Origin of the sequence: Clostridium sp. HMP27 (assembly GCF_000765165.1) — a bacterium.
GTDB lineage: Bacteria > Bacillota > Clostridia > Clostridiales > Clostridiaceae > Clostridium_AK.
Genome location: NZ_JMFY01000018.1, coordinates 287054 through 311031 on the forward strand (window position 1 = coordinate 287054; position 23978 = coordinate 311031).

Here is a 23978-nt window from a genome sequence, read left to right on the forward strand (position 1 = left end):
TAACATTCTATAAGGTGAGCAAAATGGATATAAAAAGACGTCTACTTATTTCTAATACTATAACTGTTATAACACCGTTTATAATTGCAATTTTATCAGCCTTTATATTTACACTTGTATCTTCAAAAGTTTTTAATAGAAATATTAGCTATGATAAATTCACAAAATTAATGGTTGCAAGATATCAGCTTATAACTGCAGTAAAGGACGTGTCAAAATCTAGCCCCGGGACCATTGAAGATAGTAAATTTCAAAAATATCTATACGATAAGCTTTCAGATATTAATGGAGAAATCATAATAATTAAAAATAACAATGTCATATTTTCATCAAAAAATATAACTAAAATTGATATAGAAAAGTCTTTAGAAGTAATACGAACTAATTCTTTAAAAAATACGGTGAAAATTAGCGATGGTTCTTATATGGTTGACGGTGCTTCACTTGTATTTAAAGATGAATCCATCGGAAATGTAATACTGCTTTCACCAGTTGGAAAAGATACAGATGTTTTCAAAAAGTTTATTATTACTCTGATAAGTGTATTCTTTATATCATTTATAGGAATTAACTTATTTATGTCTTACCTTTTTTCAAAGCGAATATTAACTCCTATTTCACTGCTTAAAAAAGCTGCTGCTGAAATTAGTAGAGGTGATTTAAACTTTGAAATTATAGAAAGTGGTGACGGAGAAATTAGAGAGTTATGTGCTGATTTTGAAGCTATGAGATTACAGCTAAAGGATTCTATTCGCATGAAAATGAAATATGATGATAATAGAAAAATGCTAGTTTCTAGTATATCTCACGACTTAAAAACCCCCATAACTTCCATAAAGGGGTATGTAGAGGGGATTTTAGATGGTGTGGCAAATACTCCTGAAAAGACGGAACGTTATTTAAAAACCATTTATTCAAAATCTGAACAAATCGATGTTATGATCGATGATTTACTTTTATACTCAAAATTAGATTTAAATCAAATTCCTTTTAATTATGAAAAGACAGATATTGTTGAATACTTTGACTATTGCATTTTAGAAAGCTCACCAGAGCTGGAAAAATATAATATACATATTGATTTTCAAAATAATCTAAAGGATTTTCGCTATGTTATGCTTGATAGAGCGAGAATGAAGCGAGTTATAGTTAATATTATTGATAACTCTCGCAAGTATATGGATAAAGAAAACGGCCTAATAACAATAATGCTTAGAGAAACTAATTCTAGCATTATTATTGAAATAAAAGATAATGGCTCTGGTATTGATAAAAGTGATGTAAGTAAAATATTTGATAGATTTTATAGATCAGATTTAGCAAGAAGTGATGCAAAAGGCAGCGGGTTAGGACTTGCAATCGCTAAGCAAATTGTAGAAGGCCACAAGGGTAAAATATGGGCAATAAGCCATGAAGATGAAGGTACCAGTATAATAATTTCACTAGCAAAAACTATTTAAAAATGGAGAGCATTATGAAAAAAATTTTAATTATTGAAGATGATTTAAGTATTGCAGAACTTCAAAAGGATTATTTAGAGCTCAACAACTTTGAAGTTACTATATGTACAGATGGTGTGCAAGGTTTAAATACCTTAAAGGAGACTAGCTTTGATCTCTTGATACTTGATATTATGATTCCTAAAATTGATGGATTAAGCATTTTGCGTAGTATTCAAGATTCTAAGGAGATTCCTGTTTTACTTGTTTCTGCAAAAAAAGAGGAAATTGATAAAATTAAAGGATTAAGTCTTGGGGCAGATGATTATATTACAAAACCATTTAGTCCAGGTGAATTAGTTGCTAGAGTTAAATCTCATATTCAAAATTATGAGAGAATAAGAACTAAGTTCTCTTCGAAAGTTAAAAATGATATTATAACAATACGAGGTTTGGAAATAATTAAAAGTTCACGACAAGCATTTATAAATGGTAATGAAATAAATTTAGCTCAAAAGGAATTTGATTTACTGCTTTGTTTGGCCGAAAATCCAAACAGAGTATTTAGTAGAGAAGAATTATTCGAACGAATTTGGGGGCTTGATGCTCTTGGCGATACTGCCACAATAACTGTTCATATTAGAAGAATAAGGGAAAAAATAGAATCCTCTCCTTCCAACCCTCAATATGTTGAAACTGTTTGGGGTGCTGGGTACAAGCTTAGAGTTTAAAAAGGAACTTTCGCCAAAGCGAAAGTTCCTTTTTAAATGTCTTTTTCACTTATATATCGGATTGCTATAAATCCTATTATAAAAGCTATTAAAGAAGTTACAATGCTAATTCCACCAGGTATACCTGGAAATACAGGTATAATAGAGCCTATAACAAAGCCTAAAATCAACAAATATGTTTTGCTTGGATATCTTTTAAGTAAGTTTTCTATACCCCTAGTAGTTGCTAAAACACCTATAACAACTCCTATGCCTAAAGGTATTAAGAAAGGTACATTTCTATTATTTACAGCATTTAGTGTTACATCATACAAATTTAATGTAAGCAGCATAAAAGATGCGCTTATCCCAGGTAAAATCAAGGCTATAGAAACTACCACACCTGCAATTAAAAGAAATACTATACTTAAAACTCCTTGTGATGTTGCCAGTGTAGTAGTTGCTGCTGGATCTGCCCCCATTAAAAGAACTATTATAAAACCAATAATTAAAAACAATAAATCTCCTTTATTCTTTTTACCTGAAGTTGATTTCTTATATAATACTGGTATTCCACCACAAATAACTCCTATAAATAAAAATCTCATTACAAATGGCTGACTTGCTAAAGCTGATTCTAATATTTTACTAAATAAAATAAGAGCTGTAAGCCCACCTAGTCCAACTTCTAGTAACAGCATAGTATGTGCTTTTATATCTTCAAAAAAATGACCAATTGAATGAATCAAATCATCGTAAATTCCAAGTATTATTGCCATTGTTCCACCGCTAACTCCAGGAACTAATGTAGCTATGCCAATAACTATTCCTTTTAAAAAGTTTTTAATGAATTTCATGTTATCCTCCACTAATTAATTATGTTAGTTATTTTTTATATATTATATCATACATTCAAATACTTTTTAGTTTCCAAGTTCTTAATTTATTCTTACATTTTATACGAGGCCATGCGATTAAATAAAATATTCCAGTTTATATTATTACTAACATTACAACATAAACTGGAATCTAAAGTTTGTTAATATTCCTCTATATCAGTATTCATAGTTAAGGTAATATTTAAGTTACCATTTCTACATCTAAGCGTATCTAGGAATTCTTTTTGACTTATATTATTATCCATTGTTATTGTATAAACAAGCTGAAACAAGCTGCCTAAGTCAGTAGTTTTAACCTTTTTAAGCTCATAACTCTTTGTGTACTTTTCAAATATTTCATCAAAAGCTCCTTCATAATCTAAATTTTCTGGAATAGTTATTTTAAGAATCTTTTGCGATGTTTTATTAGCACCAAAATTAAATATATTGATTATAAACATAAGCAAGCAAAGGAACACTGTAAAGATAGCTGCATATCCAAAAGCCCCGACTCCACAAGCAAGTCCTGCTGCCATTGTAAATAGTATATAAGAAATTGCCTTCGGATCTCCTGGTTCACTTCTAAATTTAATAATTGAGAAAGCACCTGCTAAGCTGAACGCCCTTGCAAGATTGCTTCCTATTAAAAGTACAATTATAGAAATAACTACGGGTAAAATAACTAAAGTAACTGAAAAGTTTTGAGAATGCCCTCTTTTACTTGAAGTCTTCATATAAGTAAGGCTTATAATTCCTCCTAAAATGAAAGCAACAATTATTGTAAATACCGAATCCATTAAAGGTATTGCTGTACTAGTTGTGGTTGTGTTAGATGCTGTGTTAAATATTGTTTCGAACATAAATTCATTTCTCCCCTCAAGTTCATATTATTTAATAACATTTTTTCATATTCTTTTCCATACTTTGAAAAACTCGTTTTAAAGATCTTATATTCTGAAAGCATTTGTGATAGCCATAATGGCATGCTGCTTCCAACTTTTATCTCCATTAGCCATTTATCATCATCTACTAGACTTTCTCCATGATCTCCACTTTCAAGTCTTAAGTCATATCTTCTTGTCCTTATATTTGTATCAAAGGTTATTCTTATATCTCTATTTTCTTTACAAAATAGTGCTTTTCTCTCATAGGCTACATAAACTTTAGGCTCTAAGTCATACATCTTTAGCATATATTGAATTTCATTTATAACCTGTTTATTCATATAATCCTTTATCTCAGGCTTTTCTTTAGTGTATACAAACTCATAAGCTTCATTTAATTTTAATTTTGTTCTTCTTTTGCTCCCGACCCCAGCGACTTTTTTCTTGACCTCAAAATATATCTTTTCATTTCTTTCAGGAATTCCATATGCTCTGATTCTAAGCTTTTCTTTATATCTTGGCTTTGACAAAGAAGTTCTTATTAAATGATTATCTTTTGTATCTAAGTAAATATTGCTTATGGTGTATAACTCGTGGTTTCTGTTATACTCATCCAACTCCATATATTTTAAAAGTCTTCCTTGAATTTCTTCATATATTGACTTATCAATTAAATACTTAACTTCGTGCCTTTTAAAAACATCAATAGCCATTATGATTCTCCTTTCATTAATTCATTCATATTTCCTTCGTTGATTTAAGTATATAAAATGAACCTTAAACAAATCTTAAATAACTTATATAAATTTAATGTTTAAAATCTGCGTTATATTTAAGAAAAATAAAAAAATCACCTATAAATTCTCAAAAGAATTTATAGGTGATCTTAATTTATTCTATACAGCTTAAAAGAATATTACCTCCTTAATATTTCTAACAGTCGCTGCAGCTTGCACAATCCCCACAGGCAATTTCTGTTGTTTCCATATTAAAAATATGCTCTCCTGCGGCATCAATATCCTTGACTTCCTTTATAATTTCTTCTAAACACTTAAATATTTTAAAAGATATTCCCTCAGCTTGTTTACAATAGTTATGTGCATTTTCGTAGTTTTCGCTTTGAATTGCATCCATTACCTTTCTGCCACAGTTATGAAAATCCATATGAACTTTCTCTATTGCCTTCCAGTTAGAACTAATCTTTGGATGCTCAACATTAATTGCATAATAAAAATGACCAAATGCACATCTGCTTCCATCTAATTGAAGAGGATATACTTTCATTGTATTTACAGATCTTTTTAAATTAGACAGCCACTCTTCATGGGACTTTTTAGCTTTCTCCATGTATGCAATAAAATCTTTATTATTTATTGAATTTGAGCTATTTTTTAAATGCGATAACATTTTTTTTACTATATCTGATAATTCAGAATCAATCTTGGAAATCTTTGTTGCTTCACTGGAACTCTCAACAGCACTTTTATGAATTTCCTCTGTCATATTAGTAAGTTTTTCTGCATCAGAAGTTGATATTTCCATAGCTTTATTAATTTCATCTGCTGAAATGCTAATTCCATTCATGGATTCATTAAGTACTTTTATATCTTTAACTGTAGTGTTTAATAGGTTAACATTTTCTTGAATAGTAACTTTAACTGTATCAATTTTTTCGCTCATTTTACTTGTTACATTTATTGTCTTATCCATACTGCTTTTACCGTCTGCTGCAGCTTGATGAATATTTGTCATAATAGATTTCATGCCAGAAAGATTTACTTTTGTATCATCTGCAAGTTTTCTAATTTCTTCAGCTACTACTGCAAATCCTTTTCCATGTTCCCCCGCTCTTGCTGCTTCTATGGAAGCATTTAGCGCTAATAGATTTGTTTTTCCTGCTATTGCTTCTACAGTTTTTACAATATCACTAACTTTATTAGCCATTTCAACTAGATAATCAATCTTACTACTCATTACATTTGCATTACTAACAACATCTTCTTTAATGTTACCGATTTCATGCATTTGATCAAGTGCTTCAATATTACTTTTCATAAGATTTTGTGATGAATCTGATACACTATTAAGAGTCTTGGTTGCAACAGAAATGGTGTCATTAACCCCATTCATGCTAGCAGTAGTCTGTTCAACAATAGCTAAATTAGACTGACTCACATCTGACATTTCTTTAGCAAAATCAATTAACATATTGGATATATATCTCATCTCAGAATCAAAACTGCTTATACTAGCACCTATATCAATGATCTTTTTAGCAGATTCAGCTAAACTTTCTTCACTCTCAAAAAGTTTATTAAAATAATCAGCTATTTTTATATGCCTGTTATACTGAACAACAGGTTTTTTAATTATTCTGCCTCTCATACGATTATCAACATATTCCATAATATCGTCAGCTTCATGACATGGTGTTCTTCTCGATTTAAAAAACATAAAATCCTCCCCTTATAAATTTTTATTTAGTTTTGATACTTTATAACATTTATTTGTATTCTTTGATATTCTTAGCTTATTTTATCGGTTAAAACTACCAAAATCTTTACCATTATATACAAATTTAACATTTTGTTTACATCATCATAAATAAAAAAGACACCCCATATTTAGGGATGACTTTTACTCTGTACATAAATTGCTAGAATTATTAACTTTATGTTTCTTCATTCAATTTTTTTAATAAATTAAAAAAGTCTTCTTCAGTTTTTCTGTCCAAATATATATTCAGCAGTGATTGAGTAGACATTTTACTAAACCCCTTACACCCATTACTTAGTATATCTGCAAGAATGTTCATAAAAGTTTCGTTACTTTTATCTATATCCTTAAGCATTCTAGCTGCCATGTCGTTTACTAACTCTCCTTCTATGCTCTCTCTAAGTCTTCCAGTATATTTTTTCATAAATTCCTGAGTTTCTTCAGGATATGCAGAAAAATCTCCCGACAACAGTTCTTCAATTTTAATCATATCTTCACTCCCTTTGTAAGTAAACAGCTTCCTTTCATTATACTTTGCATAGTAGTTTATCTCAAGAATTTATATATTTAATTGGATATAATCAACAAATCATTCTGCCAATAAATATAATCTTATAAAGAAGCAAATAGACTTTGCACTTCATTTTAATATATATTTTTTATTAATAATTATTATTTTAAAAAAACACTTGACTTATATTATTAATTACACTATACTTAACCTACAGCTTAAGGGAAGCCTTAGTTGATAATATCGCGGGATGGAGCAGTTGGCAGCTCGTCGGGCTCATAACCCGAAGGTCGTAGGTTCAAGTCCTGCTCCCGCAACCATAGAAAAAACATCCTAATGCTTAGGATGTTTTTTATTTTAGATTTTTCCACCTTATTTAGTAATAATTATTTACCTAGCATCTTTGACACAAAGCACAATTCTTACATAACAATATAAATTTATATCGTGTTACAATAATTTTATATATTTAAAATTCATTAATAAATGAAGTAAATAATTATTATTTTTAAAAACCCTTGACTTATATAATTAAGTACACTATACTTAACCTACAGCTTAAGGAAAACCCTAGTTGATAATATCGCGGGATGGAGCAGTTGGTAGCTCGTCGGGCTCATAACCCGAAGGCCGTAGGTTCAAGTCCTGCTCCCGCAACCATAGAAAAAACATCCTAATACTTAGGATGTTTTTTATTTTAGATTTATTCATCTAAAGTTATTTAATAACTAGTATATTGTAAAACTTTCTATTTTCTTAAAACTTCTAGTTGCAATGATGAATTGATCTCAGCTATTATAACTTCTTTCTTATAATTAAATACATTTTGTTTCTTTAATTCTTTTAGTAGCCATTCTTTATTCTTCTTTATATGCCTAAGATTTTGTTCTATTATGCTACCATCCATTATTAAAGGAATAGTTAGTCCTTCATTTGAAGTTTTAATTTTCAAATCTTTTAATGTTACTGGCTTATTTTCAGGCTTTGGAAAGGCAGATATATTACCTTGGGGTTCCATAATTATTGTATCTAAATCTAACATTTTATCATATCCCTGTTGCCGAAGTAATCCTTCTAATTCGTTTAAAGTAAGCCCCATTCCCCTTATAGATTTCATATCCAATTTCCCATGTTGCATAATTATTGTTGGTGTATGTTCCATAATAGTTGTAAATTTATTACGTATAGCAAGCCTGGTGCTTAAAAGCATTAAAATAACTAAGAAACCAACTCCATAAACAGATTTTATAGTAACTTTATCTACTAATGGCTCAGCTGCAACGTTGGCTAAAATCATTAGCCCTGCAATTTCATAAGATGTCATTTGTGCAATAGCTTTCTTGGTTAGAGTTCTAGTACTTAAGTATGTAAATAAATATACAATAGCAACTCTTCCACTGTATGATAAAAAATCCTGCATTGTAACTCCTCCAAAGAAATATTAATAGCAATCAAATCATTTCATTATGGACCTGAGAATGCTTTCATAACAAAATCTAAGGAATTTCTTATAGCTCCAATATATTCAATTGCTGCATCCTGTTTGTGTTGCACCGAAGCCTCTAATTGTCCCATTGTAAGCTCAAAGGTCGTAAAAATTTCTGTGGCGTTATTCATTTGAATAACTACCCTTTTTTTATTATAAACACTCTTTAATTCTTCCATAGATTTTTGGGCATTATTCCAGTCCTTATTTGTTACACTTTTTTCTATTTGATTTAAATATGAATTAAACTCATCATTTGGTAATACACCACTAAATATAGCCCACATACTAATAAAACAAATCATCCACGCAGTAGCTATATAAAATCTCATTTTATTTTCACCAAACAAAATCTTCACCTTCTAACAATATTACTTCCCCAATTCCTTCCAATGTTCATATGCTTCGCTTAAATCAGAAAATGAACTAGCTTTATCTTTTCCTTGAATTGAGCCACGAAGACGTGCTAAGCTAAAGCTAAATCCATTAATTTCATCCCTTTCTGAACTAAATTGAACTCTTTTAACTATTTTATTCCACGCTTCATCTAACTTTTCAGTATTATTACTAGCCTCTTCCCACTTTTCATCGTTTATATTACTAGTTATCAATTGAATAATTTCTGGTATATTCTTATCATTTACAGAAGAATTTTTAAGATAATTTCCACTTAACATTATAAGTATGAAACAAATTATTGTAACTATTGGTATAGAGACTATAAAAAATTTTCTCATTTTATTTCACCTCTCTTAATAAGGTCCCTTATAATCACCTATGTCAGTAATATTTTTCATGTGATCCTTATATTTATCAATATATAAATTTCCTCCTGGATCTAAAGTTAAGAGAAATACCTCTTCTGGGTCTTCCACCCCATGTTTTTTCAGCTCCCTTAATAACCACTTTGTATCTTTATTAAGCTGTTTTAAATTTTCTTCAATGACTATTCCGTCATAAATTATTTCTGTACCTATTCCAGAAGGTTTTATCTTAATATTCATATCTTTTGGAGTTACAGGCAAATATTCCGGCTTCTTAAGAACTGAAATATCTCCATTGAGTTCTATTATGGCATAAGCTACTTCATTTAAGTTAAATATATCTTTACTTCTAAGTAGTCCTAAAAGTTCTGCTACTGTATATTTCATTTTTTTTAAAGCATCTTCCATTATTTTGCCATCCATTATTACAATAGTTGGCTCTCCTTCTAAACACTTGGCTGCATATCTCCATTTTAAACTTATAACTTCCATTAAATATCCCAAAGCTGCCCAAGCTATAAGTCCTACCCAGTGTGGCCACGCTCTACTTGATAAATCTGTAGTAAGTGTGGCTGCAATAGATCCAATTGTAATACCCAGAATATAATCAAAAAATGTCAACTGACTTATCTGTTGTTTTCCAAGAACTTTTGCAAATATGTGCATTGAGAAAAAACCTATAGCCGCCCTAACAAAAACAACTAATCCTTCATTCAAAGCTTCTACCTCCTTGATTTCTTTACTCTATTATTCGTTAATACATTCTGCCACTTATCTGTATAGTATTTCCTCCTCACATGAAATTTATAAAATATAAATACAAATATAAAAGCCTTTTTATACTTGGTTTATAATCAAACCAAGTATAAAAAAGCTCTGCAACATTTATCAATATTTAAATTATCTTTTTTTCCTTGTCATAAAGAAACTTTCTATTAAAATCTCAAATCCAATAGCAACTATAAATACTATCCATGAATACTTCCACCCAATGGCAAATCCTATTAAAAGGAATGCAGCAAATGTAAATATCCATAGTGCACCAGATATGTTTCCTCTTAGCATCATTGTTTGAGGATCACTATAATGTTTTACCCATTGATCCTGCCAATCCTCATCCATTTTTGTTCTATTTTTCTCAGTTAACCCTAGATATATAAAAACTATTGTTGAAGATATAATAAACGGCATTGAAGTAGCTAAAACTTGAAATAACTCTTGCCCAGAAAAATATACAAGACCTGTTGAAAAGATTCCAAACATAAGTACTGCAGTAGCTAAACAATATAATAATGCTCTTTTAGGTTTCATCCCATAACTATGTTTTGTTTCTTGAGTTAGTCCAAAATACATAAATAATAGTACTGATACTATTAAAAATGGCATTAAAGCTCCTGTTGTATCCATTAAATTCTTATTTTGAAGATAAACAATTCCTGCAGCCATACCTCCAAATAATAAAATAGAAGATGCAACTATATAGGCTATTATATGTTTTTTATCAAGTTCAAACTCTTTTGTTATATTTTCTTGAAACTTTTCTTTAGATACTCTCTTTAAATTTCCAACTAGTTCGTCCATATCTCCCAAACTTGAAACAGCTTCCCTAAACGCTTCTTCTTCAGTTTTACCATTGGAAATTAAATCATTTACTTTTTCTAACAAGTTAGCACTTATTTCTTCCTTTAATTCACGTAATTCATTTGTATCATATATATCTAAAAATAAATTATCTACATATTTTTTAATCTTATCTTTCACTTCTATTCTCCCCTCCTATAATAATTTATCTATTATTTTTTTTGCAAATTCCCAATCATGTTTATTCAAATTATATACATCTTCGCCTAATGGTGTTATTTTGTAATACTTTCTCCTCCCTCCAAGGGTTTCATCACCCCAATAGGATATAATATTCCCATCCTTCTCTAGTCTCCTAAAACTTGAATAAAGTGTAGCCTCCTTTAGCTCATATACTCCTTCACTTTTTTCAATTATTTTCTTATATATCTCATACCCATAACTATCACCATCCATTAATATTTTAAGTACTATGGTGTCAGTATGCCCTCTAAGTAAATCCGATGAAATTTTTCCATTCACTTAAGTTACCTCCATATGGAATTTTTCTAGTATTTATTTTTTATCTTCATTTGTTTTTCGACTACATCTATAATATACAACAAAGTACTATGACTGTCAATATACTTTTATTGATATAATTGTGTGATTGTAAAATAACTTTTATGAATTGATTACTCTATCTAAAAATATGAACAAGCTTACAAATCTATTTAAACTATAAAATACATCGTTTAATACTTAACTAAAACTTAATAACTTTAATTTTTAATATAAAAAGCGATTGGTTAAACCAATCGCTTTTCTCTGGACTTTTTAATATACTATTTACTCATTCCTGTATAAATGAAAATTGCATCTCTTAAAAATTCTGCTGTCCCTGGTTGTTCCTTATCATAGTATTGCGTAAATCTCTCATCATCAACATACATTTGTGCAAGACCTGCATGTGCCTCCTTACTGTACTGACTCCAAGAATAAGTTAACCATTTCTTGTGTAAGTCAGCTGCCTTTTGAGCTAGCTCACTTGCTGGATTCCCAGTTTTAAAAGCTTCTGCTAAAGTTGCCATTAATTCCTCTGATAGCGCTGTCACCTCGTTATATTGTTCTTCTGTCATGTTCATTAACTTTGCATTTGACTTATTAACAGTATCATCGCCATATTTCTCTCTTATTTCTTGACCATACTTTTTCTCATTGTCATCAACCATCTTTTGTTTAAATCCTTCAAACTTTTCTCTATCACTCATAATAATTCTCCCTTCAGTTTGTGCAATTGTTTTATCCACATTTGAAATCAACAAATCCAATTGATTTCTCTTTTCAAGAAGCTGGGCGCGGTGTTTTTTCAGTGCTTCGGCTCCATCAAAGGATGGTGCAGTTACTATATTTTTTATATTTTCTAAACTTACACCTAATTCTCTGTAAAATAATATCTGCTGCAATCTATCAACTTCAGCTTGCCCATATATACGATATCCTGATGAATTAATTCTTGCCGGCTTAAGAATTCCTATTTCATCATAATATCTAAGTGTTCTAGTACTTACACCCGCTATTTTACTTAGTTTTTGCACTGTATATTCCATGTGCTCACCTCCTGACAAAATAAATATACACCTTTACGCAACGTTAATGTCAACAGCTTTTAAAAACTTTTTATAAATTTTTTTAATAATAAAGAAAGAACAATAAAAGCGTGGTACCTCAAGTATTCCACGCCTTTATTATAAGTTAGTTATTTATTAGTTACTGGATCATATCCTATCACAGTCCATATTCCTGTACTATCTTGTCTTATAAGTCTTTCTAGGTAGACTCTTCTAATAGGAGTCTTATCTCCAGGTACTTCTATAATTGCAACTTTTCCATTATTCTTTATAACTTTAAGCTCTTCATATTTAATAGGATAATCTCCTTGAATACCTTCTGGAGAAATCTTTAAGCTTACAAAAACCTGAGTTACAAATATCGGATCTAACTTCCATGGTGAATGCCCTGCATCAACGCTTTTCTGATCATTTTTTTCCTTCTCTAAATCAATAGGAACTTTAACTTGTGGTTTATCTGCAAATTCACCTACTGATAATTGACCTGCTGCGCTGTTAGTTGGAGTCTTTGTACTCTCTGCTGCATATGCAATGTTAGTTTTTTCTATAGGCACTATATTATTTAATATAATACCTAATGTAGATATCATTGCAACAGAAAATATTCTACAAACCCACTTTTTTCTTAATTTGTTCTCTCTATCGCTCATAGGCCCATTCCTCCATTATTTAATAATCTCTTTTTAGCATTTCCAAGGTTTTTATTATAAATTCTTAGGATACCTTGTAAATATCTAAAAGTGTTTTTATTTTATTATTTATTTTATTAACATCTACAGAATTTATTATTTCATCCTTCAAGTTGTACTTTTCTTTTAGTTTCAATATCCTATAAACACTTTCGTCTATTCTTTCTTGTGATATTTCTCCCTTGGATACTGCACTTTTCAAAGCGTTAATTACTCCTATTTCATTATTATAACCATGACCAACTAATATAATATCAGTTCCAGCACTAACTGACTTTACCGCAGCCTCATTAAGGCTATAGTTTTTAATTATTGCCCCCATAGTCATCTCATCAGTAATTACCACACCATCAAATTTAAGATTATTTCTTAATATGTCTGTAATAATAGTCTTTGACATGGAAGATGGATTTTCACTATCAATCTTAGATAGAAGTATATGGGCAATCATTACCATATCAGCGTCATTTTCTATAGCTTTAGCAAAAGGTATCAGTTCAAAGTTTTGTAATCTATCTAAATCACTATTTACAGTTGGAAGCCCTACATGTGAATCTACTGAAGTATCACCATGTCCTGGGAAATGCTTAACTACAGGAATAACATTTTCTTCTTGGATTCCTTTCATGGTTTCAACACCTAAACTGCTTACAATATCAGGGTTTGATCCAAATGATCTACTACCTATAACTGGATTTTTAGGATTACTATTAACATCTAGAACTGGTGCAAAGTTCATATTAAATCCAAATGACTTTATTTCATCAGCAATAGTTCTACCAATCTTGTTTGAAAAATCTTTATCATTTATCTGCCCAATTATTTTATTTGTCGGAAACCTTTTAAATTCCTGAGGCATCCTTGTTACCTTTCCCCCTTCTTCATCTAGAGAAAAAAATAGAGGAATTTTATTATTAACATTTTCCCTTTTCAATGAATTAACTAAACTAAGAAGCTGATTAGTACTCTGAACATTCTCTCCAAATATTATAAATCCTCCAACCTTATGCTCTGTTATTAGCTTTCTTGAATTATCATTTAAATTATATCCTTCAACTCCTACCATAAGCATTTGCCCAATTTTTTCATCTAAGGTCATTGTGTTTATTTTTTCTACTATATGGTCAACTTGCTCAGTGATTCTGATTATTTTGGCATCAGCTTGAACAGGGTAAGACTCTCTTACTGGTCCTTTAAATATAATTTCAACTTTTGTTCCCTTTTTTAAAGCATTTTTTTCTAATTCTTCTTTTGTATCATTATCATAAATTTTGGTTTTCTCTCCAATGAATACACTAGCTTTATCATGTTGCGTATCCTGTTCAAGTTTTCCTTCTACTAATATACTTGTTATTTTACCATTATCATCTAATGATACATTTGTTATTTCTCCCCTTATACTTAACTTTTCTTCTGTAATTTCTTTACTGCATCCAACTACGGTAAGTAATAAAAAAATACTAATTAATAATATTATCTTCTTCATCATAAATTTAACCTTCCTATAACTTTTATTTCACTTATATATACGTAAATATAAATAAAAATGTCATTTTACTACATATAACAGTAATTTTAATAACTATTATATTCTTGTCAAATTTCATATTTGTTATAACATCTTTAAATTTAATTACAAAAGTGTATACTATTCTTATGATAAATTTTTCTAAAAGGTGGTGCTACTAATGAAAGATATAAAAGTATTTATAACAAGTTGGTGTCCTCATTGCAAAAGGGCATTAGACTGGATAGATGAAGTAAAAGAGGAAAATCCAAAATACAGAGATATTAAAGTAGAGATAATTGATGAAGAAAAGCATCCTGATATATCTAAGCAGTATGATTATTATTATGTTCCTACTTACTATGTTGGAAATAGTAAAGTTTATGAAGGAGGTACTACTAAAGATATTGTTATACAGGCCTTTGAGGAAGCCGCTAAATAAAAAATTCCTGATATCATAATATTTAGAAAAGCTATGAGTTTTTTCTAAAAACTCATAGCTTTATAATATGCTTTGTTTTAAAAACTATAATTCAGGCTTAGGCATTGGCATTCCTGCCTCAATAAGTTCTTTGTTTTTCATTAAGAAGAAACCTTGAATAACTAGTAACACTCCAGTTCCAATAAGCATCCATTCTATAGCAACAGCATCAGCCAAAGGCCCAAACACAAGCATAGCAAGAGGCATTGTAATACTTGATATCATCCCTAAGACACTAAATACTCTACCTAGAAAATTCTCTTCTACTTTCTCCTGCAGTAAAACCGTAGCAGGTGTATTAAAGGCTGGCATAACAGCACCAAATAAGCACATAAAACTTAAATATACCCAAAAGTTTGGAACAACTCCAAGTGCAAAGGTACATATCCCCATGATAAGGCTTGACAGCGTCATTGTATGAGTTCTATTTTTAAAGCCTCCCCAAGATGCTATAATAATACCACCTAACATCATACCAATGGAAAAAGTGATTTCAACTGCCGTTAAACGCCAAACATCATCACCAAAACTACGTGCTACCTGCAGAGGTGTTAAGAATGCAGCTGGTGAAACTAATACATAAAAAATCGCACAAAATACAAAGAATCTCTTAACATATCCGTGATTTTTAATGTAGTTATAACCTTCAACCATATCACTAAAATAGCTAGTCTTTTGTTTCTCTAATGCTTTCGCATGCGATGGGACCTTTAAAAATAAAAGTAATATAGAAACCGCTATAGCTGCTGTAATAACATCTATAAAAAATATCGATTCTATGGTTGCCATATTTAAAAGGGCTCCACTAATCATAGGTGATACCAACATAACTAGTGATTGTATACTGCTGTTTGTTGCATTGACCTTAGTAAGCTTATCCTCTGGCACAAGCTGTGGAAGAAAGGCTGATATAGCTGGAGACTGGACTCCTGAGCCCACGGAACGCACTGCAGATGCCACAAAAAGCATCCATAATGAATTGTATCCTTTTAAAAATAGTATAGCTAAAATAAGTGTTGATATTGCAATTAAAGAATCTGATAACATTATAAGCATTTTTCGATTATATCGGTCGGCCCATACCCCTGCAAATGGCGAAAGAAAAAAGGTAGGCACAAACCCACAAATAATTGATATGGCCATCATTACACCAGATTGTGTTTGTAATGTAATATACCATGTAATTGCATATTGAACCAGCATGGATCCAAAGAGAGATATGGTCTGACTAGCTAAAAAGAGTGTTATGTTCCTTTTCCAATTATTATTCATATTTAAAATATTTCCTCCAATTATTTTTATGAAAAATCATCCATTTTAAAGACTATCCCTTAGCTTTTTTAATTTAGTTAACGTTTCATGATATTCCTTATCTAATGCTATTACATCATCCTTTTTTGATGGCATGGATAGTCTTCCTATAAGTTCTGAAAGACGATTTTGTAATACAAAGACTTGTTTTTCAATTTCAGCTTTATTATTATCTACAATTTTATTTTTACTAGCTAAATATTCCTTATAGTTTCCATTAAACATATTTATTTTATAGTTTTCTACGATCATTATCTGCTTTGCAACAGATTCTACAAATCTTCTATCGTGAGAAACAAAGAGTAACGTTCTATCATACTCCTTAAGTGCATTTTCTACAACTTCAAGGGAATTTATATCCATATAGTTAGTAGGCTCATCTAATATAAGCAAGTTAATATCCTGAAGCAGCATTTTTGCAAAAGAAACCTTAACTCGTTCTCCTCCACTTAATACGTTTATTTCTTTATAAACGTCTTCTCTTTTAAATAACAATCTTGCTAATAATATTCTAGCAAAGGTTTCATCATATATGCTGCTTTCCATTACATTTTCTATTATGTTTAAATCCTCTTGCAAAATACTCATGTCCTGACTAAAGTATCCTATCTTTGCTCCCTTGGCAATTTTTATAGAATCATCATTATTCATTATCATTTTAATTAAAGTACTTTTCCCACATCCATTAGGTCCAATTAATGCTATCTTTGATTCATTGTATATATTGAATTCAGCATTATTGAATATAACCTTTTTCCCAAAAGATTTATTTATATTGTAGCCTTCTATAATTATTTTACTATGAAGCTTGCTTGAGTCTATAATATCCAGTTTAATTCCCTCTTGTTTCTTAGGCTTTTCCTTAACTTCAAGATGTTCTATTCTTTTTTCAACATTTTTTACTGCCCTCTCAAGACTTGCTTTTCCCTTTTGTCCTCCCATCTTATGGAGCCTAACTTCGGAGTTCCCCATTCGCTTAGGTGTTCTTTTTATACTCTTTACCTTTTGCGCTGTATCCGTAATCACTTCTTCAAGCCGTTTCTTCTCTTTCACATAATCTTCATATTCAAATTCAGCTCGTTCTCTTTCTTGAGTTTTTTGAGCAACATAGCTACTATAATTGCCATTATATATTTGTATTCTTCCATTATCTACTTCCAATATCTTATTGCAGAGCTTATCTAAAAAGTTTCTATCATGGGATATTAATACTAATGCCCCTTTATACTCACCAAACTTTTTCTCCATAAGCTCAATGCCTTCTATATCAACATTACTAGTAGGCTCATCTGCAAATATCAATAAACTGTTATTACTAAAGCCATCCGCAAGCTTAAATCTAGTTTTTTCTCCTCCACTCATATTCTCATCCCAAGTATTTTGAACACCAAACTTTGAAGCCATTTCATTACTAATGTTTCTATTTTCAGGTTCTTCTAACTGAGATATATATGAGTATCTTTCATATAGCTTAATCAAACCTTCATCTGGTTCTAACCTCTTACTTAGTATATTGATTAAGGTGGTCTTACCTACCCCATTTACCCCTATAACTCCTATTCTATCTTCAGAATAAATTTTCAAGCTTCCTACATCTAGCACCAATCTATCACCAAAATATTTTTTAATATTACTGCATTCCATTAACAACATAAAAAATCCCCTCCTTGTAACTTGGAGAGGATAGCGTAATAACTATATAACAACCTAAATGTACCCTAAATCAAATCTTAACTCATGTAAGCATAAAGTTGTAATACAAACATATGATTTACTCCTCTAACAATAAGAAGATAAGTTTCATATACTGGTACATATCAAGATTTAATTAGCTAATTAAGGCTAAAATTCTACTATATAGACAAACTATCAACAGTTACAAACGACGCTATCCACTCTCAAAATTCAATAAAATGCATGACAATAAAGCCTTCTATTAAGACTTTATTAAATTTTCATTCTACATAATTAAAAGTGAATTACATTCTCATTTCTGCCAATACCTTGCCCTTTCTTAAAATTAAATTTATTGATATTCAATATGATTATATAGGCAACTCATCTGATTGTCAACTTATGGATGACATTTATTTATTTCTAATAAGTATTTCGTCAATAAGTCCATACTCCTTTGCTTCCTTTGAAGTCATAAAGTTATCTCTTTCCATATCATATTGAAGTTTTTCTACAGATTGCCCTGTTTTCTCGCTATATATTTCTATAAGTCTTTTTTTAGTTTTAAGTATCCTATCAGCATATATTTTTATATCAGTAGCTTGACCACTTAATCCTCCTGAAATAGAAGGTTGATGTATCATAATTTCACTGTTGGGTAAGGCAAATCTTTTACCCTTAGCTCCGCCTGCTAATAAAAATGATCCCATACTAGCTGCCATGCCCAAACATATAGTTGACACATCAGGTTTAACATACTGCATAGTGTCATATATAGCAAGCCCTGCTGTAATTACTCCTCCTGGACTATTTATATAAAATACTATATCCTTTTCTGGATCTTCAGCCTCTAAAAATAGCATTTGGGCAATTATAATACTTGCAGTAGAATCGTTAACTTCCTCGCTCAAAACTATAATTCTGTCCTTTAGCAGTCTTGAATAAATATCATAAGATCTTTCTCCTCTATTAGTTTGCTCTACAACCATAGGTATATAACTCATATATTTTCTCCTTTACTTCAAAAATATTAATATATGTTTTTCCACCTATGCAGCCTTGCATATAGAGCTTATTGTTGAAGGTGAGGATATCTTACTATAGGATGTCTCAATCTTTCTATACAATAAAATATCAACTTGTCTCCTTCTAAATTCCCCTGGAGATATATCAAACCTCTTCTTAAATGCTCTTGTAAAAGATTCTTGAGAACTAAATTGATATTTAAGTGCTATATTTATAATTTTTTCATCACTTTCTACTAATTCTCTAGCTGCTTCAGTTAAACGTCTCTTTCTAATATAATCCATTACCGTTTCTCCAATAATCCCATGAAAAATTCTATGATAATGAAATTTAGAAAGAAACGCTATTTTAGCTAAATCTTCAAGCAATATCTTTTCCTTTAAATTATTTTCAATATAATCTATAGATTCTTGAATTACTTCCCTATAATCCATATCACACCTCACTCTATCAAAGCTACATGCTTTAATTATAGAAGCTTTACAAAGAAAAATCTTAACATTTTTTGCTCTATTCATTTTTCAATAAAACTATTTTCTCATATATAAAACACGAGGAATGACAGTAAGATACAAATAATTTATACTTTCACTATGAAAAATAGTTACTACCACCTTAGAACATATAAGACCTAAAGCAATTCCTGTAATAACATCTAATGGATAATGCACGTTTAGATAAATTCTAGAAAATGCTATTAATGAAGCTAAAACAACTGCCACAATGCTTAATTTATTGTCCATCATGATGAGTATGCCTGATGCTGCAAATGAAGATGCGGTGTGTCCTGATGGAAAGGAATAAGTTATAGGCTTGGATATTAATAATTTATTTATCTTCATATGTTCAAAGGGTCTTGTCCTTTTTATAATATGCTTTATTATTCCCTCTCCAATAATAGTAACTAAAACTATAGAAGCAATTACCATATAACCTTCAATTCTATAATTCTCATTTTGTATTAAATATATTGAAATAATTGCCCACACTATGGCACCATTACCTAGTGCAGTAATCAACGGCATTATTTTATCAAGTACTTTACATCTTATTCTTTTGCTTAATAAATTCAACATTTTTCTATCAATAATTTGCAAATAAGTTATCATACAGTAATCACTTCCTTTCTATATTTTTATTTAAATTTAAAAACATATTAACTATTATATTATATATATTAATTCTATCATAGTTTTTAATGATGTTTTAGTTATAAAATGAAAAATAACTTAAGAAAATCTTAATTTTACTATGATAGTTATTATTTCTCCCTTAAATTTAAAATTAATATTAAACTGGTTAACTGCACCGATTGAGAATAGGCAAGTATTGTAATTATTTTAGAAAGTACAGCTATGATTATAAATTTCTTAAAACTAACTCCACTAATTCCAGCTCCAACACAAATAACTTCATCTGGAAGTATAGGCAAAATAAATAATCCTATTAAAATAACAATTTCATTCTTAACAACAAAGTTTTTAAATTCAATGTTATTCACCATAACTACATCTCTCTTTTATATAATCATTTGCTTCTTTGTCTAGAAAAATAACAAAATGATAAAATTGATATTAATGCCACTCCCAATTCCAAATAAGCCTTAAATGTTATAAAGATTAAACTTAAAAATATAAATATAATTAATCTTAAAGTTATTATTTTATTCATCTTCATTCCATCTCCCTGCTAATTTATATCTATATTTTAAGCCTGAAATATTAAAACCTCATTAGAAAAGCATTAATGTTTATTAAGAAAAATCTTAAGATTTATTAAGAAATTTAATGTATAAATATTCTTATTTCTAATAGTTAAATATTTAGGAGCAATATCCCTACTGATACATATTATAAAATGAGTGGCTAAAAAGACACGTTCTTCATGTTATCAAAGGAATTCTTTTTAGCTTGTATAATCATGTGGAGGGATTAATTATTATGGGGGAACCCAAAAATAAACTCAAAAAAATCATGATACTTATCGTTATTTTCTTTACAACTTTACTTAGTATGTACTTAGCTATGTCCGTATATTTTATGAATCGCTTTTATTTTGGCTCCTCAGTTAACTGCACTAATGTTTCTGCGAATACTATGCAAGAGGCAAATAAAGAGTTAGCAGATAAAATTGCAGGATATACGCTTATATTAGAAGGACGCGGTGGTTTAAGAGAAGAAATTAAATCAGCTGATGTTGCTTTAAAATATAATCCCGATGCTAAACTTCAAAGTTTAAAAGATAGTCAAAATCCTTTTAAATGGATTTATGGAGTTTTTAACAAAACAAACTTTGACTTATCTGAAGTAGCTTCATACGATGCAGATTTATTAAAAAAATCTATAGATAATCTTTCTTGCTTTAATGCTAATAACATAATCGAACCTAAAAATCCTAATTTTAAGTATTCAGATAATGGATACAAAATTGTTAAAGAAATCAGTGGAAATAAAGTCAATAAAAATATCTTATATAATCACGTTGTAGATGCAATTCTCAAAGGAGAAACAAGAATAAATTTAGAATCAATAAATTGTTATGAAAAACCTCAGTATACTTCAAATTCTAAAGAAATACTTACTATTAAAGATATGCTTGATAAATACACGTCTACAAAAATCACCTATACTTTTGGTCAGCGTATGGAAACTTTAGATGGTAATATAATAAATGCCTGGATTAATGTGGATGAAAATTTGAAAGTAACATTTGATGAAGTAAAAGTTAAAAATTATATAGATACTTTGGCAAAAACTTATGATACATTAGGCAGCACAAGAAACTTTATTACATCTTCAGGAAAGCCAATATCAGTTAGTGGTGGTGATTACGGGTGGTCAATTAACAAATCTAAAGAAGTGCAGGACATAATTGCAGCTGTAAAGAATGCAAAATCTATAACTAAAAAACCAGTGTACAATCAAACTGCACTATCTCATGGCATTAATGATATTGGAAATACTTATGTTGAAATCAATCTATCGAAGCAATATCTATGGTTTTACAAAAGCGGCTCTCTTATTGTAGATGGAAGTATTGTTACAGGAAATGTAAGTAGCAACCATTCAACACCTTCAGGTACTTATAAATTGAAATATAAACAAAAGGATACTGTCCTCCGAGGAGCCGATTATGCCGCACCTGTAAGTTATTGGATGCCTTTTAACGGAGGCATTGGTATTCACGATGCAAATTGGAGAAGCACATTTGGTGGAAATATATATTTAACAAATGGTTCTCATGGATGTGTAAATGCTCCCTACTATGTGGCGAAAGCAATATTCAACAATATCGAAGCAGGAACTCCAATTATTTGCTATTATTAATTTAACTCAAATGGGCTGTCTCAAAATAATTAAAAATTATTTCAAGATAGCCCTTCTTTGCTATTATTAATTAGAACTTTAAAATTAAGCAGCCTTATTTTTTAACTCTTTACATTCATTTATTGCTGCTGTATATATCTCTTCAACAATATCATTTGTTTTATTATATTCACTTACAAGCTTTTGGGAATATTCTTGTCTAAATTTCTTACTAAATAAAATCTTTAATAATCTCATATCTTTATCCTCTCCTCATAAATTCTATATAAATATTCTAAATCTGAATTATGAAGTGATGATGAAGATATGAATTTAATATATTTATTTTTTTAATAATCATGTACAAGCCTTACCTTATAAAATTCATAAATACTTTATCTTCTTTTTGATTTTCTTCTATATTATTTTTACCAGAGTGAATTAATTTCATAAGCCAAGACATATTTTTACCTAAAACTCTCATAATTTGCATTCCTTCTTCATCTTGAGTTGCTTCACCTGGTTCTGTACCATGTACTACATTCCAGTAATTTGATGTAGGCATCACCATTTCTGAATAGTTAATGTAGTTATTTAATTGGTCAAAAGTTGGAACCCCTCCTGATCTTCTAACTGCAACAACACTAGCTCCTACCTTATGTCTAAGTATTCCGCTATTTACTGATGTTACAAGAAATGCTCGATCTAAAAATGATTTCATGGTTCCTGCTATAGCTGAATAATGTACAGGCGATCCTAAAATAATTCCATCAGCTTCTTTCATTTTTTGAATCCATTCATTAACTTCATCATTTTCTATAACACATCTTTCATTCATATTTCTACTACATCCACCACAAGCTAGGCATCCACGTATTACTTTGTTTCCTACATGGATAACTTCTACTTCTATATTTTCTTTTTCTAACTCATTAGCCACAGCTTTTATAGCCTCATAGGTATTCCCATCTTTTTTAGGACTTCCGTTAAAAGCAATTACTTTCATAGTACATACCTCCATATAAACCTTTATATTTATAATCTTTTGTGCTTATGGGATTATTATATGGCTCGGTAATTTAATTAACAAGTACGCACTTTTTTGTTAGATGACTTACCTTCAGGTAAGATTTATTGTAATATGTATATTTACGCTATGTTATAAATTTTTATTGATAATTTTTCTAGTATATAATATAACTATAATATGTTTTTTAATTTTATATTTCTCCTATTCACAAAATAACTAAAGGCAGGTACCTTAATGATACATTATAATGAAAAAGAATATATATGTTTACTAGATTTTGCGATGGATCTTATAAGAGGAAAATGGAAAGCCGTTTTATTATGTCATTTATATAATGAACCTAAAAGATTTTTAGAACTTCAGCGAATAACTAAAGGAATAAGTCAAAAGGTATTAAATGAAAAACTTAAGGAATTAGAAAATGATGAATTAATAAGCAAAATAATTTATGCTGAAATTCCTCCTAAAGTTGAATATTATCTTACTAATAAGGGAAAAGAACTTACCAAGATTATTAAAGAAATTGAAGATTGGTCTATTAAATATTATCCTCACTTAGACAGTGATTGTGATCAATAATTTATTAAATTGAGATA

General features: G+C 29.8%; 27 protein-coding genes and 2 tRNA genes. 7 read left to right on the forward strand and 22 right to left on the reverse strand.

Annotated features, from left to right (window positions below; all coding sequences use genetic code 11):
- The first annotated feature begins 23 nt into the window (after positions 1-23).
- Both DP68_RS10515 and DP68_RS10520 read left to right on the forward strand, forming a co-directional pair.
- On the forward strand, positions 24-1460 hold the full coding sequence (locus DP68_RS10515) for a HAMP domain-containing sensor histidine kinase (RefSeq protein ID WP_035309218.1): 1437 nt from the start codon (positions 24-26) through the stop codon (positions 1458-1460).
- A 14-nt stretch (positions 1461-1474) separates the two neighbouring features.
- Positions 1475-2170, forward strand: a complete 696-nt coding sequence (locus DP68_RS10520) for a response regulator transcription factor (RefSeq protein WP_035309219.1) — start codon at positions 1475-1477, stop codon at positions 2168-2170.
- A gap of 32 nt (positions 2171-2202) precedes the next feature.
- Here the strand turns inward: DP68_RS10520 and DP68_RS10525 are convergent, their stop codons facing one another.
- The 5 genes from DP68_RS10525 to DP68_RS10545 all read right to left on the reverse strand — a co-directional run bounded on the left by DP68_RS10525 (position 2203) and on the right by DP68_RS10545 (position 6897).
- Positions 2203-3006, reverse strand: a complete 804-nt coding sequence (locus DP68_RS10525) for a DUF368 domain-containing protein (protein ID WP_035309221.1) — start codon at positions 3004-3006, stop codon at positions 2203-2205.
- 182 nt (positions 3007-3188) lie between these two features.
- Positions 3189-3887 (reverse strand): DUF4956 domain-containing protein, encoded by a 699-nt coding sequence (locus tag DP68_RS10530; RefSeq protein WP_035309223.1) that lies wholly within the window; start codon positions 3885-3887, stop codon positions 3189-3191.
- Positions 3824-4624 carry a polyphosphate polymerase domain-containing protein gene (locus DP68_RS10535; RefSeq protein WP_035309226.1) on the reverse strand — a complete coding sequence of 267 codons (801 nt, stop codon included), beginning with the start codon at positions 4622-4624 and terminating at the stop codon, positions 3824-3826. Before DP68_RS10535 ends, DP68_RS10530 begins: the two co-directional genes overlap by 64 nt.
- A 220-nt stretch (positions 4625-4844) precedes the next feature.
- The gene (locus DP68_RS10540) at positions 4845-6365 is read right to left on the reverse strand and encodes a methyl-accepting chemotaxis protein (RefSeq protein WP_035309229.1); all 1521 of its coding nucleotides are present in this window, start codon (positions 6363-6365) and stop codon (positions 4845-4847) included.
- A gap of 217 nt (positions 6366-6582) precedes the next feature.
- Positions 6583-6897, reverse strand: coding sequence for a hypothetical protein (locus DP68_RS10545; protein WP_035309232.1), 315 nt, complete (start codon positions 6895-6897; stop codon positions 6583-6585).
- A 265-nt stretch (positions 6898-7162) separates the two neighbouring features.
- On the opposite strand from DP68_RS10545, the gene DP68_RS10550 reads away from it, so the two are divergent.
- Together DP68_RS10550 and DP68_RS10555 are read left to right on the forward strand one after the other, a co-directional pair.
- Positions 7163-7238: transfer RNA gene (locus DP68_RS10550), tRNA-Met, on the forward strand.
- 264 nt (positions 7239-7502) lie between these two features.
- A tRNA-Met gene (locus tag DP68_RS10555) sits at positions 7503-7578 on the forward strand.
- Between the two features lie 88 nt (positions 7579-7666).
- On the opposite strand, the gene DP68_RS10560 is transcribed toward DP68_RS10555, so the two are convergent.
- From DP68_RS10560 to nagZ, 9 genes are all read right to left on the reverse strand, one after another.
- On the reverse strand, positions 7667-8338 hold the full coding sequence (locus DP68_RS10560; RefSeq protein ID WP_035309233.1) for a YetF domain-containing protein: 672 nt from the start codon (positions 8336-8338) through the stop codon (positions 7667-7669).
- Between the two features lie 44 nt (positions 8339-8382).
- Complete coding sequence (locus DP68_RS10565; RefSeq protein ID WP_291548566.1) at positions 8383-8736, reverse strand: DUF4363 family protein; 354 nt, start codon at positions 8734-8736, stop codon at positions 8383-8385.
- Between the two features lie 39 nt (positions 8737-8775).
- Positions 8776-9141: a DUF4363 family protein gene (locus DP68_RS10570; protein ID WP_035309236.1), complete on the reverse strand. Its 366-nt coding sequence runs from the start codon at positions 9139-9141 to the stop codon at positions 8776-8778.
- Between the two features lie 15 nt (positions 9142-9156).
- A complete protein-coding gene (locus DP68_RS10575; protein WP_035309237.1) occupies positions 9157-9885 on the reverse strand; it encodes a DUF421 domain-containing protein in 729 nt (242 codons plus the stop codon).
- Positions 9886-10068: 183 nt separating this feature from the next.
- The gene (locus tag DP68_RS10580) at positions 10069-10929 is read right to left on the reverse strand and encodes a permease prefix domain 1-containing protein (RefSeq protein ID WP_035309239.1); all 861 of its coding nucleotides are present in this window, start codon (positions 10927-10929) and stop codon (positions 10069-10071) included.
- Positions 10930-10944: 15 nt separating this feature from the next.
- The gene (locus DP68_RS10585; RefSeq protein WP_035309242.1) at positions 10945-11271 is read right to left on the reverse strand and encodes a PadR family transcriptional regulator; all 327 of its coding nucleotides are present in this window, start codon (positions 11269-11271) and stop codon (positions 10945-10947) included.
- 302 nt (positions 11272-11573) lie between these two features.
- Complete coding sequence (locus DP68_RS10590) at positions 11574-12338, reverse strand: MerR family transcriptional regulator (protein ID WP_035309244.1); 765 nt, start codon at positions 12336-12338, stop codon at positions 11574-11576.
- 149 nt (positions 12339-12487) lie between these two features.
- Positions 12488-13009, reverse strand: coding sequence for a hypothetical protein (locus DP68_RS19595; RefSeq protein WP_035309246.1), 522 nt, complete (start codon positions 13007-13009; stop codon positions 12488-12490).
- 64 nt (positions 13010-13073) lie between these two features.
- Positions 13074-14537 (reverse strand): beta-N-acetylhexosaminidase, encoded by a 1464-nt coding sequence (gene nagZ / locus DP68_RS10600; protein WP_291548570.1) that lies wholly within the window; start codon positions 14535-14537, stop codon positions 13074-13076.
- A 199-nt stretch (positions 14538-14736) separates the two neighbouring features.
- Between nagZ and DP68_RS10605 the strand changes: the two genes are divergently transcribed.
- Positions 14737-14997 carry a thioredoxin family protein gene (locus tag DP68_RS10605; protein WP_035309248.1) on the forward strand — a complete coding sequence of 87 codons (261 nt, stop codon included), beginning with the start codon at positions 14737-14739 and terminating at the stop codon, positions 14995-14997.
- Between the two features lie 84 nt (positions 14998-15081).
- On the opposite strand, the gene DP68_RS10610 is transcribed toward DP68_RS10605, so the two are convergent.
- The 6 genes from DP68_RS10610 to DP68_RS10635 all read right to left on the reverse strand — a co-directional run bounded on the left by DP68_RS10610 (position 15082) and on the right by DP68_RS10635 (position 20551).
- Positions 15082-16308: an MFS transporter gene (locus DP68_RS10610; protein WP_035309250.1), complete on the reverse strand. Its 1227-nt coding sequence runs from the start codon at positions 16306-16308 to the stop codon at positions 15082-15084.
- 45 nt (positions 16309-16353) lie between these two features.
- Positions 16354-18000, reverse strand: a complete 1647-nt coding sequence (abc-f, locus tag DP68_RS10615) for a ribosomal protection-like ABC-F family protein (RefSeq protein WP_052085752.1) — start codon at positions 17998-18000, stop codon at positions 16354-16356.
- Positions 18001-18434: 434 nt separating this feature from the next.
- Positions 18435-19025 carry an ATP-dependent Clp endopeptidase proteolytic subunit ClpP gene (clpP, locus tag DP68_RS10620; RefSeq protein WP_035309252.1) on the reverse strand — a complete coding sequence of 197 codons (591 nt, stop codon included), beginning with the start codon at positions 19023-19025 and terminating at the stop codon, positions 18435-18437.
- Between the two features lie 45 nt (positions 19026-19070).
- Positions 19071-19481 carry a helix-turn-helix transcriptional regulator gene (locus DP68_RS10625; protein ID WP_081957193.1) on the reverse strand — a complete coding sequence of 137 codons (411 nt, stop codon included), beginning with the start codon at positions 19479-19481 and terminating at the stop codon, positions 19071-19073.
- Between the two features lie 96 nt (positions 19482-19577).
- Entirely contained in the window at positions 19578-20156 is a 579-nt protein-coding gene (locus DP68_RS10630; protein WP_035309253.1) for a phosphatase PAP2 family protein, read from the reverse strand.
- A gap of 152 nt (positions 20157-20308) precedes the next feature.
- Entirely contained in the window at positions 20309-20551 is a 243-nt protein-coding gene (locus tag DP68_RS10635; RefSeq protein WP_035309256.1) for a VTT domain-containing protein, read from the reverse strand.
- A gap of 436 nt (positions 20552-20987) precedes the next feature.
- On the opposite strand from DP68_RS10635, the gene DP68_RS10640 reads away from it, so the two are divergent.
- Positions 20988-22373, forward strand: a complete 1386-nt coding sequence (locus DP68_RS10640; protein WP_035309258.1) for a peptidoglycan binding domain-containing protein — start codon at positions 20988-20990, stop codon at positions 22371-22373.
- Between the two features lie 84 nt (positions 22374-22457).
- On the opposite strand, the gene DP68_RS19600 is transcribed toward DP68_RS10640, so the two are convergent.
- Together DP68_RS19600 and DP68_RS10645 are read right to left on the reverse strand one after the other, a co-directional pair.
- Positions 22458-22610 (reverse strand): hypothetical protein, encoded by a 153-nt coding sequence (locus tag DP68_RS19600; protein WP_291548580.1) that lies wholly within the window; start codon positions 22608-22610, stop codon positions 22458-22460.
- 112 nt (positions 22611-22722) lie between these two features.
- Complete coding sequence (locus DP68_RS10645; RefSeq protein ID WP_035309260.1) at positions 22723-23358, reverse strand: flavodoxin family protein; 636 nt, start codon at positions 23356-23358, stop codon at positions 22723-22725.
- A gap of 258 nt (positions 23359-23616) precedes the next feature.
- On the opposite strand from DP68_RS10645, the gene DP68_RS10650 reads away from it, so the two are divergent.
- On the forward strand, positions 23617-23961 hold the full coding sequence (locus tag DP68_RS10650) for a helix-turn-helix domain-containing protein (protein WP_035309263.1): 345 nt from the start codon (positions 23617-23619) through the stop codon (positions 23959-23961).
- Positions 23962-23978: the final 17 nt, after the last annotated feature.

Coding starts and splice junctions, on each gene's coding strand:
- DP68_RS10515 (WP_035309218.1), top strand. CDS start 24: ATGGATATAAAAAGACGTCTACTTATTTCTAATACTATAACTGTTATA.
- DP68_RS10520 (WP_035309219.1), top strand. CDS start 1,475: ATGAAAAAAATTTTAATTATTGAAGATGATTTAAGTATTGCAGAACTT.
- DP68_RS10525 (WP_035309221.1), bottom strand. CDS start 3,006: ATGAAATTCATTAAAAACTTTTTAAAAGGAATAGTTATTGGCATAGCT.
- DP68_RS10530 (WP_035309223.1), bottom strand. CDS start 3,887: ATGTTCGAAACAATATTTAACACAGCATCTAACACAACCACAACTAGT.
- DP68_RS10535 (WP_035309226.1), bottom strand. CDS start 4,624: ATGGCTATTGATGTTTTTAAAAGGCACGAAGTTAAGTATTTAATTGAT.
- DP68_RS10540 (WP_035309229.1), bottom strand. CDS start 6,365: ATGTTTTTTAAATCGAGAAGAACACCATGTCATGAAGCTGACGATATT.
- DP68_RS10545 (WP_035309232.1), bottom strand. CDS start 6,897: ATGATTAAAATTGAAGAACTGTTGTCGGGAGATTTTTCTGCATATCCT.
- DP68_RS10560 (WP_035309233.1), bottom strand. CDS start 8,338: ATGCAGGATTTTTTATCATACAGTGGAAGAGTTGCTATTGTATATTTA.
- DP68_RS10565 (WP_291548566.1), bottom strand. CDS start 8,736: ATGAGATTTTATATAGCTACTGCGTGGATGATTTGTTTTATTAGTATG.
- DP68_RS10570 (WP_035309236.1), bottom strand. CDS start 9,141: ATGAGAAAATTTTTTATAGTCTCTATACCAATAGTTACAATAATTTGT.
- DP68_RS10590 (WP_035309244.1), bottom strand. CDS start 12,338: ATGGAATATACAGTGCAAAAACTAAGTAAAATAGCGGGTGTAAGTACT.
- DP68_RS19595 (WP_035309246.1), bottom strand. CDS start 13,009: ATGAGCGATAGAGAGAACAAATTAAGAAAAAAGTGGGTTTGTAGAATA.
- nagZ (WP_291548570.1), bottom strand. CDS start 14,537: ATGATGAAGAAGATAATATTATTAATTAGTATTTTTTTATTACTTACC.
- DP68_RS10605 (WP_035309248.1), top strand. CDS start 14,737: ATGAAAGATATAAAAGTATTTATAACAAGTTGGTGTCCTCATTGCAAA.
- DP68_RS10610 (WP_035309250.1), bottom strand. CDS start 16,308: ATGAATAATAATTGGAAAAGGAACATAACACTCTTTTTAGCTAGTCAG.
- abc-f (WP_052085752.1), bottom strand. CDS start 18,000: ATGTTGTTAATGGAATGCAGTAATATTAAAAAATATTTTGGTGATAGA.
- clpP (WP_035309252.1), bottom strand. CDS start 19,025: ATGAGTTATATACCTATGGTTGTAGAGCAAACTAATAGAGGAGAAAGA.
- DP68_RS10625 (WP_081957193.1), bottom strand. CDS start 19,481: ATGGATTATAGGGAAGTAATTCAAGAATCTATAGATTATATTGAAAAT.
- DP68_RS10630 (WP_035309253.1), bottom strand. CDS start 20,156: ATGATAACTTATTTGCAAATTATTGATAGAAAAATGTTGAATTTATTA.
- DP68_RS10635 (WP_035309256.1), bottom strand. CDS start 20,551: ATGGTGAATAACATTGAATTTAAAAACTTTGTTGTTAAGAATGAAATT.
- DP68_RS10640 (WP_035309258.1), top strand. CDS start 20,988: ATGGGGGAACCCAAAAATAAACTCAAAAAAATCATGATACTTATCGTT.
- DP68_RS19600 (WP_291548580.1), bottom strand. CDS start 22,610: ATGAGATTATTAAAGATTTTATTTAGTAAGAAATTTAGACAAGAATAT.
- DP68_RS10645 (WP_035309260.1), bottom strand. CDS start 23,358: ATGAAAGTAATTGCTTTTAACGGAAGTCCTAAAAAAGATGGGAATACC.
- DP68_RS10650 (WP_035309263.1), top strand. CDS start 23,617: ATGATACATTATAATGAAAAAGAATATATATGTTTACTAGATTTTGCG.